The sequence below is a fragment of the Lysinibacillus sp. NPDC056959 genome, from assembly GCF_042674095.1.
Taxonomy (GTDB): domain Bacteria; phylum Bacillota; class Bacilli; order Bacillales_A; family Planococcaceae; genus Lysinibacillus; species Lysinibacillus zambalensis.
This window is the reverse complement of record NZ_JBHURE010000022.1, coordinates 1-16,053: the sequence shown is the minus strand read 5'-3', so window position 1 is coordinate 16,053 and position 16,053 is coordinate 1. Positions and strand designations below refer to the sequence as shown.

Genomic DNA, 16,053 nt, shown 5'->3' with positions numbered 1-16,053 from the left:
ATAAAGTTTTGCTAGGAGGAAACAAAATGGAGCTCTATACAAATTTACGTCAAGGGGAAAAAGGTGCCTGGTTATCTATTGGTACGTATCTAATATTAAGCTCTTTAAAACTGACGATTGGCTACATCGGAACATCAGAAGCACTAAAAGCAGATGGACTTAACAATACCACTGATATTATCGCATCCATTGCGGTATTAATTGGATTACGGATTGCTCAAATGCCACCTGACTCTAATCACCAATACGGACATTTACGTGCTGAAACCGTTGCTTCACTTGTTGCTTCGTTTATTATGCTAATTGTTGGCTTACAAGTACTCATCAATTCGCTAAAAAGTCTATGGGAGCCAACTGGCACAGCACCATCATTATTAACAGCCTTTGTGGCAATCGGCAGTGCAGTTGTGATGTATATCGTGTATCGCTATAATTTGGAACTATCCAAAAAAATAAAAAGCGCTGCTGTTAAGGCTGCAGCCTATGATAATCGCTCAGATGCCCTTGTTAGTATCGGTACAGCAATTGGGATTTTTGGCGCTATTTTTGGCTTCCCCATTATCGATACAATAACAGCTCTACTCGTCGCACTTCTTATTATTAAAACAGCTGTAGAAATCTTTTGGGAGGCAGTTCAAAGCCTCACAGATGCCTTTGATGTTGAAGAAGTTGAAACATTATCCATTTTAATTCGTAATGTTGACGGAGTAATCGAGCTCTTGGACTTTAAGGGCCGGGCTCACGGCAATATGTATTTTATAGACGTAACAGTGACTGTTGATCCTTACTTAAATGTCTTTGAAAGTCATCGAATCACAGAAGAGATTGAAAAAACCGTTACTTCTGAAAATCCCTTCTGTCAGGTACTCGTGCATATTGAGCCTGAAATAGAAGTAAATCCTCTAGCAAATGACGACAAGTCTCCTACCAATTGATTGGTTGGAGACTATATAAACAAAGAAACCTCCTATTTATCATTGATAGGAGGTTTAATTTGTTTATATTATTTAATGGCAATATAAATATCGACCTGAGCTTCTTTAGGGTTGGCACATCGTTCATCGTACATTTCAAAGTCACCTGTGTATGTTCGCTCTACATCTGAGCTTGCAAACCAAGCCCAGACATCCTGCCATGCTTTTACGACAACTTCTTCAAATGGGCCTTTATCAGAAGTGAAAACTAAGTATTTAGCAGCTGGCACTGTTTTTACAACCATATCTTCAGGAATTTCGTCGGCAGCAACTACTTCCAGCCCAAGTGTAATGGAATATTCTCCGTTAACATCCGTTTCATAGTCAGAATACAAGCCATACGTTACTTGATTTACTGCATTAGCTACCTGCCCTACAACATTTTGCTGATAAAAATCCGACCATAATTGTGGGATTTTTGCTTGATCGGTAATTTCATTTGCATTGCTTGTTCGCGCTGAAATTCCTACAATTTGAAATGATTCTTTATTCATCATAACTGGTTCTTGTAGATCATGCTTTCTCCATCTCTTTAAGCTTGGTAAAAATGACGTCAACATTTGGCGTGCATCCTCTTCCGCCATACAATCTTCCTTTAAATGTGGGACACAAATTTCGATCATTTCTTCAACTGTTAAATTTGACTGTTTGAACTCTCCTACTTCATAACAATAAGTGCAATAGTCCTCACTTTTATTCCCTTCTTTTTCCGTACCAAATAATGCCTCATCCACTAATGGCATTCCACAGCTTTGACAATAACTTTGCATCATTACATCCACCCTTCGTCTTGTTTGTAATGACTATAACAAAGGAAACCTGACAACTGTATGTCATCAATTCATTTTATTTATACAACGCTACAATTTCTTTTGCTCGCATTAATACAATTTCACGTATATGAGGTGGTTCTAAAACTTTTAGGCGATGGCCAAAGCTAAGAAGAAATCCGTATAGCCATTCATCCTCAGGCAATGCAATGTTGATAGTAGAACTTTCACTATCTACATGCTCAGCGCCAAATGATTCTTCTACTAATGTCGTTATGGCACAATCGAAATATAACGTAAGGTTTACTACATTTTGAGGATGGTGCCACTCTTTATCCCATGGGAGTTCAGATAAGTTGACTTCCCTGCGCCGGAAAGTCGTCATCTCTTCTTGTATATCCTTCATTCTTGAAATTTTAAATAAGCGAAAATCTTCTCTCAATGTGCAATAGCCATAAACATACCAAACTTTTCCCTTTTGTACTATAGTATGCGGCTCTAATAATCGTCTTGTTATATGACCATGTGTAGTAGAATACGTAAAGCTTACACAATGCTCGCATTCAATTGCTTTCTTTAATAAAGTAATTTGTTCCTTGAAAATAACATTTGGTCCCCAAGGACTAAGGTCAATAAATAGTTGATCAATCGATTGCTTTACTTCCTCATCCGCAACACCTGTTAATTTTTCAAGTACTGCTTCGGCATGTGAATCCTCGTATGTTGTTAGTGCACTTTTAATGGCAATAGAAAGTGATGTAAGCTCCTCCTTCGTCAACACTTGCTTATCAACACGATAGCCATCGATTAAACTAATTCCACCATGAACACCTTGCTGGCTAATAACAGGAACCCCTGCACAGCTCAATGTTTCAATATCTCGATAAATAGTACGCACTGACACATTAAATAAATCGGCAAGCTCCTGGGCTGTCACCTTTTTACGATTTATTAAAATCATCGTCATCGTTAAAAGCCGCTCTAATTTCATATTTGTACTCCTTTACTCTAAACCCTATTTCCCCCATTGCTAATTACATCGTTTAACTTCCAAATCCTTACTCAATTATATTTACAATATAAGAAAAAACAACCTAAGTACTTTTCATCGGACCTTCCCGAGTCACATTCCACACCTTCCTATACAAAAAAGGCGAGTTGCTACAATTTGTAGAAACACGCCGTTTACATTTATTATCTTTTAAACACCGCTACCCTCTGTCAGTCCGTGCTTCACAGCATAAAGAGCCGCCTGAGTACGATCCTGTACCTGTAGCTTCGTAAAAATATTAGAAATATGAGTTTTCACTGTTTTTTCTGTAACGAATAAAGAGGACGCAATCTCTCGATTACTTTTCCCTTTAGTAAGCTCTGCAAGCACATCCTGTTCACGAGGTGTTAGCGGATTTAAAACATGCGGTGCATTTTTCGATTCTTGACGATCCATTTCTAGAGTCGTTGTTGCTTCTGGATGTAATGTATTTTCTCCTCGCATAATACGACAAATGGACAATACCAACTCATCAGGCTCAATATCTTTCAACTGATAGCCTGCAGCTCCTGCCTCCATAGCTGGTACCACATGATCACGATCTGAAAAGCTTGTCAGCATTAGAATTTCTATATGCGGAAACTTAGCTTTAATGCGCTTTGTTGCCTGAATACCATCCATTTCAGGCATTACCAAGTCCATGAGTATAATATCTGGCTGTATACTTTCCGCTAATGCTACTGCCTCTAGTCCATTTTTTGCTTCTCCTACAACTTCAATATCTTTCTGTGTTTTTAAGAAAAACAATAATCCCCGACGTACTACATGATGATCATCTGCGATTAAAACACGTATCATACTCTTCCCCCCTAATATGGCAAGCGGATTAACAGCTCAGTTCCTTTGCCAATTTCACTAACCCAGTCAGCTTTCCCACCAACTGATTTTGCACGATCCTTTATGGATTGCAAGCCTATCGAAAGTAGCTTCGTGTTATGATCGATGACGAAGCCTCGTCCTTCATCACGAATAACAAGTAAAATATCTGTAGAAGTAACCGTAATATAAAGTGCAGCCTCCAGAACCCCAGCATGACGACGAACATTATTAAGTGCTTCTTGGGCTACCCGAAATAATGTTTCTTCGATACGCGATGGGAATTGCAGTACACCTGAGACCGTTACATGAAGCTTTAAGCCAAGCATTTCAGCATACACTTTGATCGCTTCAAGTAAACCATTTTCTAATCCTTTTGGACGGAGCTGCCAAATGAGAGCACGCATTTCTGTTAAGGCATCTTGTGTTAAGTGCTGAATTTCCTTAAACGTTTCCTTCACATCACACTCGTTTGTCATTTCAATACCAGCTCTCGCCGTTAATGTAACCGAAAAAAGTAGCTGATTGACAGAATCGTGTAAATCACGGGCTAGACGATTGCGCTCCTTCACAAGTGCCATTTCCTGCTCCTGCTTTGTCAGTAAAATACGCTTAATGGCCGATCCCATCTGAAAAGCAACCGATTCAAGTAATGCTAGCTCTTCCTCTGAAAAACGCACGGTATCCTTCGATGCAACATTTAAAACACCAAAACGCTCTTGCCCTGATTGAAGCGGAACCGTTGCATGATGTGTGATGCCTTCATGATCACCAACATTTGCATCAATTGCACTTTCAATACGTTGACATTCAATAATATTAGAGGCTTTCTTTAATTCCTCATTACGATAGCGGGAAACACACCAGCAGCCTCCCTTTTTTAAATAATGACAATTTTTATACTCCAAAGCCTCTGGTAAATTGACATGGACAACAAGCTCTGATCGCCCTTTTTCATCGATAAAAAAAATCCAGCCTGTTTCAAAATTTGTGCCATTTAAAAATTTCACAAGCGCTCCTTTTAACATCGACACAATTTCAGTTTCTTCGTTTAATAACTCTGCAATCTCTTTTAAAATACCAATATTGGAATGATCATTCTCCCTCACAAAAACACCTCTTCTTTGGCATTGCTAATTTAATGATAACATTTCAAAGTCTGGAACGTCTGCCTAAGCCATTCATACTTTAGACTGAAATTTTTTATAAGAATATACCTTATTTTGGGTAAGTTAATTTACATATAAAACTAGAACAACTATAATCGAACAAGTACATGGTTATACTAAGGAGAGAACTTATATGTCTAAAAAAGTAGAGAATGGCTTATTATTTATTTGGATTGTCTCTGTCGTTGCAACATTGGGTTCCTTATACTTTTCAGAAATCCGTCATTATGAACCTTGCAAATTGTGCTGGTACCAACGAATTTTCATGTATCCAATTGTCATTATGACAACGATTGCCTTTATCCAAAAAAATGCACGTATTGCTGTAACAACTGCTGTTTTTGCCATTATGGGAGGCAGTATATCACTTTATCATTATGGTATTCAAAAGCTTAGTTTTTTAGCTGAAACTGCACCTTCTTGTGGTCCTGTTTCATGTACTGGTCAATATATCAACTGGTTAGGTTTTATCACAATCCCATTTTTAGCGTTAACTGCATTTATTTTAATTGCAGGGGCAAGCTTCTATGTAATGAAGGCTGCTAAAGCAGCAAATTAATTTCTAGACCGTGTTCTACAATTGGAATACGGTCTTTTCTACGGAGGAAGATATATGTTTCACTATGAAATAAATACGAATGATTTGACAGTCGAGGACCTATTGCGCAATAATTGGCGACTCGGCAAAAAGCTAGTCCATGAACTAAGAATGGCGAAGGCTATCACAACTGTTGACGGAGAGCCTATTCAGTGGAAAGATCCACTACAAGTAGGAACAATCATAAAATTTACATTCCCGATTCCGACATCCAATTATCAACCGACACCAGTTTGTGCAATTGATGTCGTCTATGAGGATGACCATTGTTTGATCGTTTCTAAACCAAAAGGCATGTCGACACATCCAAATGATGAGCGTGATACTCATACTTGTATGAATCATGTTATGGCCCATATTAAACAGCAAGGCGGCACTTATGCGGAGCATGTGCATCGTTTAGATAGAGGGACACAAGGTTTGTTACTTGTAGCAAAACATCCCTTAGCAAAATCAATCTTTGACCGTATGATTGAGGAAAAATCAATTATTCGAACATACGCTGCAGAAGTGCAAGGAAATTTACGTTCTTCATCTGGCACAATTTCTGAAGCAATCGGGAAAGACCGACATCATGCAACAAGACGTGTCGTTTCTAAAACTGGACAACATGCAGTTACACACTATGAAGTTGTAGCTCGCTATAAAAGCTCTTGTGTTGTTCATCTAATTCTTGAAACAGGAAGAACACATCAAATTCGCGTACATTTAGCACATCTCGGTCATCCGATTATTGGCGATACAATGTATGGAGCAAGGGAAACGGCAAGTGATGATTACGAGCTTCATGCTATTCAATTGGAATTCGAGCATCCATTTTTAAATAAGCAGATCGTTGTAAAGGACGAGAAATAATTGTTGTACTGCACTTCCTATTGTAGAGGAGGTGCAGTTTTTTTATGCCTCTTTCCGTTATGAAAATGAGCCTTTATTTCAAATCTATTTACTAATTATTCTAAAAAAGTATAAATATATTACTTTACATTTCTTTCATCTATTTTTTACAGCAATTTTAATATACATTTCCATTATTGGTAATGACGTTGGATTTCTTTCATGATAGAATTAGAGTGAAATATCAGTCATCTGATAATATAAGGGGGAATTTATTGATGAAATGGGTTAAAAGTATTGCAGCAACAACTCTAGTTGCGAGTTTGCTAGCTACACCCGGTTTTGCCGCACATGCAGCGGAAACAACACCAATTGCTACGAAAGATGGTTTCAAATTAACAGTTCTACACTCAAATGACACGCATGCACACGCTGAGGATGCTCCAAAGCGTGCAACAAAAGTAAAAGAACTTCGTGCTGCAAATGCAAATTCACTTCTTTTAGATGCTGGTGACGTTTTCTCTGGTACTTTATACTTTAACGAATTTGCTGGAGAAGCTGATATGAAGTTAATGAACTTAATGGGTTATGATGCCATGACTTTTGGTAACCATGAGTTCGACTTAGGATCAAGCCCAGAAGGACATGCTGCACTTGCTAAATTCGTTAAGGGTGCTGATTTCCCATTATTGGGGAGTAACCTAGACTTTTCAAAGGATTCTTTATTCGACGGCTTACAATTCAAAACAGTCACTAAAGACTTTGAAAACGGTAAAATTTACGACGGTATTATTAAAGAAATCGCCGGAGAAAAAGTAGGTATTTTCAGTTTAACAACAGAAGAAACACCTTCGATTTCAAGCGTTGCTAACGTGAAATTTGCGAACTATATCGATTCTGCGAAAAAAGCAGTAGCAGAATTTGAAAAACAAGGTGTTAACAAAATTGTTGCATTAACTCACATAGGCTTCGATGACTCCGTAGAATGGGATAATGATCAATTACTAGCGAAAGCTGTAGAAGGCATTGATGTAATCGTAGGTGGTCATACACATACAAAATTAGACAAGCCTGTGAAAGCTGAAACATCGTTTAAGAACCCTACAATTATCGTTCAAACAGGTCAATATAGCGAAAATTTAGGTGAATTAGACTTAACATTCGACAATAACGGTGCTGTTGTTGACTACTTCGGTCAATTACATGCTCTAAATGATAAAGAAAAGCCTGTAGAAGCTGACGCTGAAGCTACAGCACTTTTAGCTCCATATAAAGAGAAGATCTCGAAAATATTAAATCAATCAACAGGTAATACAGCTGTTTCACCGCTAAATGGCGGTCGTAATCTTTGGGGTGTTCGTGCTGGAGAAACAAACCTTGGTAACTTAATTACTGATGGTATGCTTGCTGGTGCTAAAAAAATTGACCCTGAAGTACAATTTGCTTTCCAAAATGGTGGTGGTATCCGCGCAAGTATTGATGCAGGAGATATCACTGTTGGCGAAGTTATGACAGTAATGCCATTCGGTAATGCACTTGGCATCGTAAAATTAAAAGGTGCTGAAATCTATGAAATTGCTGAACATAGTGTGAAAGAGTTCCCTAAAGAATTTGGTGGCTTCTTACACTTCTCAGGTTTACAAGTAGAATTTGATGGAAAAGCACCTGCTGATAAACGTATAAAATCTATTAAATTAAATGGTAAAGAACTAGATAAAGCAGCCTATTATAAAGCTGCAACAAACACTTTCACTGCTAAAGGTGGAGACGGCTATGATACACTGAAAAAAGTTTATGAAGACGGCCGTGTAAGTGAACCTGGTACAATTGACTATGAAATGTTTATCGAACACTTAAATACACTGAAAAAAGTTGATGCAAAAGTAGAAGGACGTATTATTGCATCAATTCCATTTACAGATATCGTAAAAGGATCAGAAACAGAAGGCTATGTTCGCGACCTTTATTACCGTGATTTAACAAACGGTACTTCTGCAACAATTTATTCACCAAACGCGAACTTAACTCGTGCTCAAGCTGCATCATTTATCTCACGTGCCTTAAAGCTTGAAGCTAAGGGTCAAGCAACATTCTCGGATATTGCTAATGTAAATGCTGAAACACAAAAAGAAATTATAGCACTTGCTGAGGCTGGAATTGTAAAAGGTGTGAATGGTAGTAAATTCAATCCTAATGCAAAAGTAACTCGTGCTCAACTTGCATTAATGTTCGCTCGTGCTTATAACTTACAACATGACGCAAAAACAGGTTTAAAAGCTGATTTCAGTGATATTTCTAAATACGATGCTGAAACACAAGATGCTATCGCACTTCTGAAAGACTTAAAGATTGTTAGCGGCGCAAACGGCAAATTTATGCCTGGTAACAACGCTACACGTGCACATATGGCAAAAATGCTTTCTAACTACGTTCCTTTTGTAAAAGAATCAAAATAATACATTAGAAGATCCCGCATCTCAAATTAGAGAGCGGGATTTCTATTGCACTAAAAATTAAATTTAAAGTTATCTGGGTCTTGCCCAAATCGTTCATTGCGATTTACTGTAGCTATTTTATCCATTTGTGCTAATGTTAATTCAAAATCAAAAATCTGTGCGTTTTCCTCAATACGACTTGGTGTCACAGACTTTGGAATAATAAGTGTATCATTTTGTAAATGCCAGCGAAGCACTACTTGAGCAGCTGTCTTCCCTATTTCGCGACCAACTTCCATAATCATTGGATTATCAAGCACACCACCGCGACCTAATGGAGACCATGCTGTAACAGCAATTCCATGCTCGCTACAATATGCTCTTAATGCATCTTGCTGTAAATATGGATGCACCTCTACTTGATTGACCATTGGTGCAATGTTTGCTTTAGCTAACAGCTTTTGTAAATGGTGCTCATGGTGATTTGAGACTCCTGTTGCACGAATTAGTTTTTCATCATATAAACGCTCAATTGCTCTATACGTCTCTTCAAATGTTTCTGGAACTGCCCAATGTGCTAAATATAAATCTAAATAGTCCATATTTAACTTTTTCAAAGATACTTCAAAAGCTCGTAATGTTTCATCATAACCTTGGTCATTATTCCAAACCTTTGTCGTCACAAAAATATCCTCACGTTTTACGCCTGAATGACGAATAGCTTCGCCCACCTCAGCCTCATTACCATAAAGAGAAGCCGTATCGATAGCTCGGTAGCCAAATTTAAGAGCTTTATCAATAGCCTGTAAAGTCTCATCACGCTCTGTCATTTTGTAAACGCCTAAGCCAAAGCGAGGCATTTCCGCACCGTTTGCTAATGTTTTTGTTGATTGTAAATTCAAGAATAACAACCCCTTTCTTTTCCTAGTTCCATTATACAAAAAATTGGTTTTAAGAAACATAAGGAAAGTTTCCGGGGGAATTACTTATTGTTCTTCTGCCTTCTCTTCATAATCATCCACTTGGATAGGGTCTGGAATTCGATCGTCTTCTATAAGCTCTTGACCATCACGTAAATGCTCCATCTGCTTTCCTAAATCCTGTAAATCCTTAAAATTTCTAGCCATTGTACCGTTTTCGATATTTGGAACCTTTTTTTCCATTATTATCACCTCTCTTATAGTTTTCCCGAAATAGTTATTTCTGAACCATTTCTGACATATTTTATTCCTCTATGTCGTTTCATTTTTATAGTGGATAGGCTATACTAAAAAGAGATTTCTTTATAAACATGAGGAGGGTTCTTCCATGAGTTTAATTTTAATTATTGGTGTAACTGTTGCGTTCTTAACTGCTATTTTCACTGCTGGTTACGAAGGCAACTACAGATCAGAAAAGTAATACCCCAAGAAAATCACTAAGCATAAATAGATGCTTAGTGATTTTTTTGTTGTTGAAAAAATATATGGTAAAGAATAAGTGTCATAATTAAATAAAGTTGGGTCTTTGGCAAAGCGAGGAGTTGATTTCCGTTCCAAATGGGCGCTTTGTTGCTGTCGCTTCGCTTTCGCACAGTTAAAACATTGTCGCTGACGCTTCGCTTTCGCGCAAATAAAACATTGTTGCTGTCGCTTCGGTTACTTCTCTTAATTTTTGGAACAATATAATTACTTGACATTTTGTACTTTATAAAATAAACTTACTTACATAAAGTAACTTGATAATTAATTATAACTTATATTTGGAGGTAATTAACTATGCATTTTCATGAAAAACCTAACACATATGTCACGAATGTTGAAATTAAAGTGAGCGATTTACAACGTTCATTAACTTATTATCAGGAGGTCATTGGCTTTAAAGTTTTACATCAGGAATCTGATAGAGCAACTCTAACAGCTGATGGTAAAACAGCTTTACTGACAATCGTCCAACCTGAAACAGTAGAAGAAAAAACGAGCTTAACAACTGGACTTTATCACTTTGCAATTTTATTGCCTACTCGTCGTGATTTAGCAAATATTATTACTCATTTCCATAACAATGGCGTCTACTTCGGAGCATCTGACCATGATGTAAGTGAAGCACTTTATTTAAATGATCCTGATAATAATGGTATTGAGGTTTATGCGGATCGCCCTGAAAATGAATGGACGTGGCATTTCGACCAAGTGCATATGGTTACGGAACCTCTTAAAATCCATTCTATATTAGAGGAAGGCGATGGTAGATGGGCTGGCCTACCAGCTGATACGGTAATGGGGCATATTCATCTATCAGTTTCTAATTTAGCTGCCGCAGAGGAATTTTATACAAAAGGATTAGGATTTGAGATTGTCACTCGCTATGGAGCACAAGCTTTATTCATCTCAACTGGCCGCTATCACCATCATATCGGTTTAAACACTTGGCACTCTGAAAACGCACCAAAGCTTGGTGAACATCAGGTTGGCTTAAAAACATTTTCACTGCGTCTAGATAATGAAAAGCAAGCAGCAACAATGAAAGAAAATCTTCTTGCAATTGGTGCACCTGTTAATGATATAGATGGAGGTTTCCAAACAGAAGACCCATCAGGTATCGTTGTTTTAATGAAATTTTAAGAGTGATGTGACGGTCTATCCGGCGGTTTGAGGATTGTATCCGTCGCTTGCGGTGGGCTTTCCGTCGCTTGACGGGTTCTTTCCGTCACTCGCAGAAATAAAATCAATAATTTTCACATCAAAAAAGCGCGAGAAATCAACATTTCTAAATTGATTTCTCGCGCTTTTTAATGTTTTGATCAGTTTCTTTTTAATGTAACCCAGGATATCCTTGTTGACGCAATGCCTCATAAATAACAATTGCTGCTGTATTCGATAAATTGAGTGAACGAACATGCTCACTTTGTGGAATTCGTAAGCACATATCTTTACGCTCAGACGCAAAATCCTTTGGCAGGCCAGTCGTTTCTTTTCCAAACATAAAGTAAATATCACGATCTTTATCACTAAAATCATGTGTCGTAAATGGCTCTTCACTATATGTCTCAATTAAATAAACGTCGCCATTTTTGGATGCCTCTAAAAAATCCTCTAGCGAATCGTGGTACACGACATTTACACTATGCCAATAATCTAAGCCGGCACGTTTTAGCATCTTATCGTCTGTTGAAAAACCAAGAGGACGAATTAAATGTAGTGAGGTATTTGTGCCAGCACATGTGCGTGCAATATTTCCTGTATTTGCTGGAATTTCTGGTTGATATAAAACGATATGCAATGGCATAACGGTACACTTCCTTAATTAAAAAATTGTAAACCTTTATTAATTTCAACGAGTACTTCCTCGTCTTGTTCTATTCCTTTTGCCTTAAGTAATGCAGATTGAGACTGCTCCCCGCCTATTTTACCTAAAGCCCATGCTGCTGTCCCTCGAATTACTGGTCGTTCGTCCTTTTCAAGAAGTGCTACTAAATCCGGTACTGCAGCTTCCTCTTTAAAGTGCGCAAGTGCCAAAATAGCATTGCGTTGAATTGGCTTTTTCCCCCGCCATGAACCAGAAACATGTCCAAATTTTTCTTTAAAGTCACGATTCGAAATCGTTAAAAGTGGTACAAGTAATGGCTTTGCAAGCTCTGGGTCAGGTTTAAATTCCTCATGTATCCAGTTAATCTTCCCCTTATTCTTTGGGCATACGGTCTGGCATGTATCACAGCCATACAAACGGTTTCCAATATGGGTACGAAACTCATCAGGTAGCATTCCCTTAGTTTGCGTTAAAAAGGCTATACAACGCTGAGAGTCTAACTGTCCTCCCTCGATTAACGCGCCTGTTGGACAAACATCTAAACATAAACGGCAATCACCGCATTCATCCTCCATAGGCTTATCAGGAGCAAAAGGGATATTCGTAATAAGCTCTCCTAAATATACATAAGAGCCGAACTCAGGAGTAATAACCGAGCAGTTTTTCCCGCTCCAGCCTATCCCTGCACGCTCTGCCACTGCCCTATCCACAAGTGCACCCGTATCAACCATTGATTCAATACGTGCACCTTCTATGCGTTCCTCAAGCCAGGCTGATAATAATTTCAAGCGCTCACGTAATGCTGTATGATAATCGACGCCCCAAGAAGCACGACAAAAAATTCCGCGTCTTGATCCCTTTTTGCCTACAGGTGCATCTTGCATACGCGACGGATATGCTACAGCTATCGCCACAATGCTCTCTGCTCCTTCTAACAATTGTAGGGGTTCGGTACGTTTTTCTATATCGATTTCTTCAAACCCAGACTGATAGCCAAGTTCTTGCTGACGGCGCAGTCTATTTTTCATTTCAGTAAAAGGAGCTGCTGTTGTAAAGCCAATCTTGTCTACACCAATGGACATTGCATACGCTACAAATTCACGTTGTAGGTCATGTATGTTCATTTTATTCCCAACTCCTTACATGGTACAATAATAAAAATAGATAAAGTAGGTGATGTTTTATGGAAATTTCAATTAATCGATCTCTATTGACACAACATCCCGAGCTTAAAATCGGCATTATTCATTATACCAAAATTGTCGTTGCAGAATCGCCTCAAATGATTAAAGGCCGCATGCAATTGTATCAGGAAAACCTTTTTTTAGAACTGCAAGATATTCCTGTAACGCAACGAGAGGGTATCGCAGAATGGCGACAATTGTGGAAAAAGCTTGGTGCAGATCCAAACCGCTATCGTCACTCAGCAGAAAGCTTAATGCGCCGAATTAGTAAGGAAAATTATTTAACACCACTTCACTCAGGTGTTGATTTAAATAATTTCTTCTCCCTCCAGTATGAGATTCCAGTAGGCTTATATGATGTAGCTACACTAAAAGAAAATATAGAAATCGCACTTGGCAACGAGGAAACGAGCTATGAAGGCCTAAATGGTCGTTTTAATTCATTAAAAAATATCCTTTATAGCTATGATGCTGAAGGAGCATTTGGGTCACCATTTGTCGATTCTAAACGTACGTCTGTTTCAGAGGAAACAACCGAGGCTTTACATATCTTCTACCTCCGTCCATCATTGTCAGAAGAACGTGCGGAAGAGCTTCTAGCATCTGCTGGTAAGATGTTTAATCAAATTCATGGCGGCGATTATAAAATGGCCCTATTAACAAACGCAGCACCATCTACTACACTGTAAAAGGACGTGTTTTCATGATTAATCTTGCAGAAGCCGTTAAGCTAAAAAGTATTTTAGCAAAAAAAGTTCAGGAGCTTGTTAGTGAATTACATCGCAGTGCTTTTGTAACTGTTGAAAAGGGACAAGCACCCAAAACAAGTAATCGCGCAATGAAAGTAATTGAAGCTGAATTAGCTCAAGTACGTCTTGATGTTCGTACATTAGATCGTTTAGTATGCATGAAAAAGAAAGTGTACGCATGGGTTATGGTGAAACTACAATGCTTTATGAAATTGCTATGTACGAGCCAGATGATTACCGCGAACTTGCTATAAAACTAGAGAAAGATGCCCATAAATTATCGAATCTTATCAATGCAAAGAATTATAGTGTTGAAATTAATTTTGATGATTCTCGTTATTTCTAATCTCGAGCGCCAAGGCTATTTTTTCTAAAATAGAAATACAGAAACAAAAAAAGCATCCTTTTTGAACTGCACCTCCAATTGTGTTTAACAATTGGAGTGCAGCTTTGGAACGCTTTTTGTTCTACATACTTAAATCATATTTAATTTCAAATTTCCCTAAATCCCAATCAGCATAAAGAAAAGTTACATTAGTCTTAGTGTTAGGATCAGTATATGTATAATTCTCCTCGTCAAAAGCTATATCACTTTCTTCGTCGTATTTATCTATATTCAACCCTAATGCATCAGCAATTGTCATAGTGGATGTGATTCCTTCTGCCCATTCTTCTCCATTTTCACTTAATTCGGTTGCGGGGATTCCTTCTATAGAAATATTATATCCAATTATTTTTTTATCCTCATTATATTTAGCGTCTATCTTATAATGACCCTTATGTTTTTTAAAATCAGTATCCAATAAGGTTTGTGAGAGAATTTTTTCCTCTTTATTCAGTTCACTAGTTATTGGTTCTGGAATTTTCGCTATTTCAATTCCTTCTTCTGGATCCTGTTTATATATATCAACTCTGACATTGTATTTTTTAACAAACTTTTCTATCGCAGCCTTAGATTCAGGATCAACCTCTTCAAATTTTACTGGAACGACTTTCTCTTCCTTTACGACCTCTTCTTTTGTTACCTCATCTTTTTTTACATTTGCCTCTTTTTTCTTCTCTGTTCCCTCTCCAGAACATCCAACTAGCATAATTGCTAGAAGTAATAATAAAGCTTTCTTCATTACCTTTATTCCCTCCGAATGCATATCAATAAAAAATATACTTTTCTAGATTCAATGAAATAGAATTACATTACAAAAAGTCCCTAAATTAATATTTCATTTCTTCCTATTACAATTCTGACAAAACTAGGATTATATTACCATAATTATCATTCGCCATTTTTCGACATTTTGTTAAAATAAAAACTTTATATTGTACATTGAAATAGCTAAAGCAAGTATTCTATACGCTCGATTGCACCGAAGGAAACATCTATTAAAAATCAATAAAGCCTTTTATATCAAGGTTAAAACTATAAAAAATAGGAAAAGTGTGTACAGAATAAATGAATTCAAACATGAAATAACTTTGACATTTATCTACAACATGTCACTGAGAGTCCTTCGAAAATTTGTAACAAATATGAATTTTTGCTCGTCATTTGAATGCCAAAACGTATGTAATTTATCGGTAATATCCTACAGTACATACATACTGATGAATCAGAGCTTTTCATATCATTTGGAAATGTATACAATAAGTTTATGAAGTCGTTGAGACTTCATATCGAATTGGATGTGCTGTTTTCAAAACTAGCTTTTTGGAGCTAACTCAAACGAAACCTATGACAAGTTACCTGTTACTGTATGACCAATGACTAATAACCAACTATAAGCAATGGCCATACTCAAACAACTTGACTATTATTTGAAAACGCCATCCAATAGCTCTCTTACATCTTTTGTGTAGGAGAGCTTTTTATGTGATTATAATTACCTCACCTTGCATTAACGAATAAAGAAGTAATGTAGACCTATTGCAAAGGCAATTTATTGATCCAATAATAATTCATCATGAAAAACCATTTTAGCAAAAAGACTCCACCGAAAATTAACATGATTAATATTCCAACATGTTTTAATCCATTATGAAGCATTTTCTATCTCTCCTCATATTCAATTAAAAATTCGATGTTCTGTACTACTCTTCGTATTATAAGGTCAGCCAGATATTTCTGGTTGAACATTTTTCAAATGGTTTTATTATAGCAGTAGCCAGGGTAGAACGTAACTGCTCGTGG

16 protein-coding genes are annotated in these 16,053 nt (G+C 37.4%); 7 read left to right on the top strand and 9 right to left on the bottom strand.

What is annotated here, in order from left to right; all coding sequences use genetic code 11:
* Nucleotides 1-26: 26 nt before the first annotated feature.
* The gene (locus tag ACFTQ7_RS19515; RefSeq protein WP_386830465.1) at nt 27-935 is read left to right on the top strand and encodes a cation diffusion facilitator family transporter; all 909 of its coding nucleotides are present in this window, start codon (nt 27-29) and stop codon (nt 933-935) included.
* 68 nt (nt 936-1,003) lie between these two features.
* Here ACFTQ7_RS19515 and ACFTQ7_RS19510 read toward each other — a convergent pair whose 3' ends face one another.
* The 4 genes from ACFTQ7_RS19510 to ACFTQ7_RS19495 all read right to left on the bottom strand — a co-directional run bounded on the left by ACFTQ7_RS19510 (nt 1,004) and on the right by ACFTQ7_RS19495 (nt 4,720).
* Nucleotides 1,004-1,747, bottom strand: a complete 744-nt coding sequence (locus tag ACFTQ7_RS19510; RefSeq protein ID WP_386830464.1) for an effector binding domain-containing protein — start codon at nt 1,745-1,747, stop codon at nt 1,004-1,006.
* Nucleotides 1,748-1,820: 73 nt separating this feature from the next.
* The gene (locus ACFTQ7_RS19505; RefSeq protein WP_386830463.1) at nt 1,821-2,735 is read right to left on the bottom strand and encodes a helix-turn-helix transcriptional regulator; all 915 of its coding nucleotides are present in this window, start codon (nt 2,733-2,735) and stop codon (nt 1,821-1,823) included.
* A 210-nt stretch (nt 2,736-2,945) separates the two neighbouring features.
* Nucleotides 2,946-3,593, bottom strand: a complete 648-nt coding sequence (locus tag ACFTQ7_RS19500; RefSeq protein WP_386830462.1) for a response regulator — start codon at nt 3,591-3,593, stop codon at nt 2,946-2,948.
* Between the two features lie 11 nt (nt 3,594-3,604).
* A complete protein-coding gene (locus tag ACFTQ7_RS19495; protein WP_349662142.1) occupies nt 3,605-4,720 on the bottom strand; it encodes a GAF domain-containing sensor histidine kinase in 1,116 nt (371 codons plus the stop codon).
* Between the two features lie 193 nt (nt 4,721-4,913).
* Between ACFTQ7_RS19495 and ACFTQ7_RS19490 the strand changes: the two genes are divergently transcribed.
* The 3 genes from ACFTQ7_RS19490 (at nt 4,914) to ACFTQ7_RS19480 (ending at nt 8,668) form a co-directional block, all read left to right on the top strand.
* Nucleotides 4,914-5,339, top strand: coding sequence for a disulfide formation protein C (locus tag ACFTQ7_RS19490; RefSeq protein ID WP_349662143.1), 426 nt, complete (start codon nt 4,914-4,916; stop codon nt 5,337-5,339).
* A gap of 54 nt (nt 5,340-5,393) precedes the next feature.
* Nucleotides 5,394-6,233 (top strand): RluA family pseudouridine synthase, encoded by an 840-nt coding sequence (locus ACFTQ7_RS19485; RefSeq protein WP_386830461.1) that lies wholly within the window; start codon nt 5,394-5,396, stop codon nt 6,231-6,233.
* A 257-nt stretch (nt 6,234-6,490) separates the two neighbouring features.
* Nucleotides 6,491-8,668: a 5'-nucleotidase C-terminal domain-containing protein gene (locus ACFTQ7_RS19480; RefSeq protein WP_386830460.1), complete on the top strand. Its 2,178-nt coding sequence runs from the start codon at nt 6,491-6,493 to the stop codon at nt 8,666-8,668.
* 50 nt (nt 8,669-8,718) lie between these two features.
* Here the strand turns inward: ACFTQ7_RS19480 and ACFTQ7_RS19475 are convergent, their stop codons facing one another.
* Together ACFTQ7_RS19475 and ACFTQ7_RS19470 are read right to left on the bottom strand one after the other, a co-directional pair.
* Nucleotides 8,719-9,549, bottom strand: coding sequence for an aldo/keto reductase (locus ACFTQ7_RS19475; RefSeq protein WP_386830459.1), 831 nt, complete (start codon nt 9,547-9,549; stop codon nt 8,719-8,721).
* Between the two features lie 84 nt (nt 9,550-9,633).
* The gene (locus ACFTQ7_RS19470) at nt 9,634-9,810 is read right to left on the bottom strand and encodes a hypothetical protein (RefSeq protein ID WP_170939047.1); all 177 of its coding nucleotides are present in this window, start codon (nt 9,808-9,810) and stop codon (nt 9,634-9,636) included.
* Between the two features lie 594 nt (nt 9,811-10,404).
* Between ACFTQ7_RS19470 and ACFTQ7_RS19465 the strand changes: the two genes are divergently transcribed.
* A complete protein-coding gene (locus tag ACFTQ7_RS19465) occupies nt 10,405-11,250 on the top strand; it encodes a VOC family protein (RefSeq protein WP_386830458.1) in 846 nt (281 codons plus the stop codon).
* A gap of 190 nt (nt 11,251-11,440) precedes the next feature.
* Here the strand turns inward: ACFTQ7_RS19465 and trmL are convergent, their stop codons facing one another.
* Both trmL and queG read right to left on the bottom strand, forming a co-directional pair.
* Entirely contained in the window at nt 11,441-11,914 is a 474-nt protein-coding gene (gene trmL, locus ACFTQ7_RS19460) for a tRNA (uridine(34)/cytosine(34)/5-carboxymethylaminomethyluridine(34)-2'-O)-methyltransferase TrmL (protein ID WP_386830457.1), read from the bottom strand.
* Nucleotides 11,915-11,928: 14 nt separating this feature from the next.
* Nucleotides 11,929-13,059 (bottom strand): tRNA epoxyqueuosine(34) reductase QueG, encoded by a 1,131-nt coding sequence (queG, locus tag ACFTQ7_RS19455; protein ID WP_386830456.1) that lies wholly within the window; start codon nt 13,057-13,059, stop codon nt 11,929-11,931.
* Between the two features lie 59 nt (nt 13,060-13,118).
* Between queG and ACFTQ7_RS19450 the strand changes: the two genes are divergently transcribed.
* Both ACFTQ7_RS19450 and ACFTQ7_RS19445 read left to right on the top strand, forming a co-directional pair.
* A complete protein-coding gene (locus ACFTQ7_RS19450) occupies nt 13,119-13,808 on the top strand; it encodes a B3/B4 domain-containing protein (RefSeq protein WP_386830455.1) in 690 nt (229 codons plus the stop codon).
* A 14-nt stretch (nt 13,809-13,822) separates the two neighbouring features.
* Nucleotides 13,823-14,122: a hypothetical protein gene (locus tag ACFTQ7_RS19445; protein ID WP_386830454.1), complete on the top strand. Its 300-nt coding sequence runs from the start codon at nt 13,823-13,825 to the stop codon at nt 14,120-14,122.
* Between the two features lie 213 nt (nt 14,123-14,335).
* Here ACFTQ7_RS19445 and ACFTQ7_RS19440 read toward each other — a convergent pair whose 3' ends face one another.
* Nucleotides 14,336-14,992 carry a hypothetical protein gene (locus tag ACFTQ7_RS19440; protein ID WP_386830453.1) on the bottom strand — a complete coding sequence of 219 codons (657 nt, stop codon included), beginning with the start codon at nt 14,990-14,992 and terminating at the stop codon, nt 14,336-14,338.
* Between the last annotated feature and the right edge of the window lie 1,061 nt (nt 14,993-16,053).

Bases quoted from the DNA above. Each gene is read 5' to 3' on its own strand.
- ACFTQ7_RS19505 (WP_386830463.1), bottom strand. From the start codon at position 2,735: ATGAAATTAGAGCGGCTTTTAACGATGACGATGATTTTAATAAATCGT.
- ACFTQ7_RS19465 (WP_386830458.1), top strand. From the start codon at position 10,405: ATGCATTTTCATGAAAAACCTAACACATATGTCACGAATGTTGAAATT.
- ACFTQ7_RS19515 (WP_386830465.1), top strand. From the start codon at position 27: ATGGAGCTCTATACAAATTTACGTCAAGGGGAAAAAGGTGCCTGGTTA.
- ACFTQ7_RS19485 (WP_386830461.1), top strand. From the start codon at position 5,394: ATGTTTCACTATGAAATAAATACGAATGATTTGACAGTCGAGGACCTA.
- trmL (WP_386830457.1), bottom strand. From the start codon at position 11,914: ATGCCATTGCATATCGTTTTATATCAACCAGAAATTCCAGCAAATACA.
- ACFTQ7_RS19470 (WP_170939047.1), bottom strand. From the start codon at position 9,810: ATGGAAAAAAAGGTTCCAAATATCGAAAACGGTACAATGGCTAGAAAT.
- ACFTQ7_RS19445 (WP_386830454.1), top strand. From the start codon at position 13,823: ATGATTAATCTTGCAGAAGCCGTTAAGCTAAAAAGTATTTTAGCAAAA.
- ACFTQ7_RS19440 (WP_386830453.1), bottom strand. From the start codon at position 14,992: ATGAAGAAAGCTTTATTATTACTTCTAGCAATTATGCTAGTTGGATGT.
- ACFTQ7_RS19450 (WP_386830455.1), top strand. From the start codon at position 13,119: ATGGAAATTTCAATTAATCGATCTCTATTGACACAACATCCCGAGCTT.
- ACFTQ7_RS19490 (WP_349662143.1), top strand. From the start codon at position 4,914: ATGTCTAAAAAAGTAGAGAATGGCTTATTATTTATTTGGATTGTCTCT.
- queG (WP_386830456.1), bottom strand. From the start codon at position 13,059: ATGAACATACATGACCTACAACGTGAATTTGTAGCGTATGCAATGTCC.
- ACFTQ7_RS19510 (WP_386830464.1), bottom strand. From the start codon at position 1,747: ATGATGCAAAGTTATTGTCAAAGCTGTGGAATGCCATTAGTGGATGAG.
- ACFTQ7_RS19500 (WP_386830462.1), bottom strand. From the start codon at position 3,593: ATGATACGTGTTTTAATCGCAGATGATCATCATGTAGTACGTCGGGGA.
- ACFTQ7_RS19480 (WP_386830460.1), top strand. From the start codon at position 6,491: ATGAAATGGGTTAAAAGTATTGCAGCAACAACTCTAGTTGCGAGTTTG.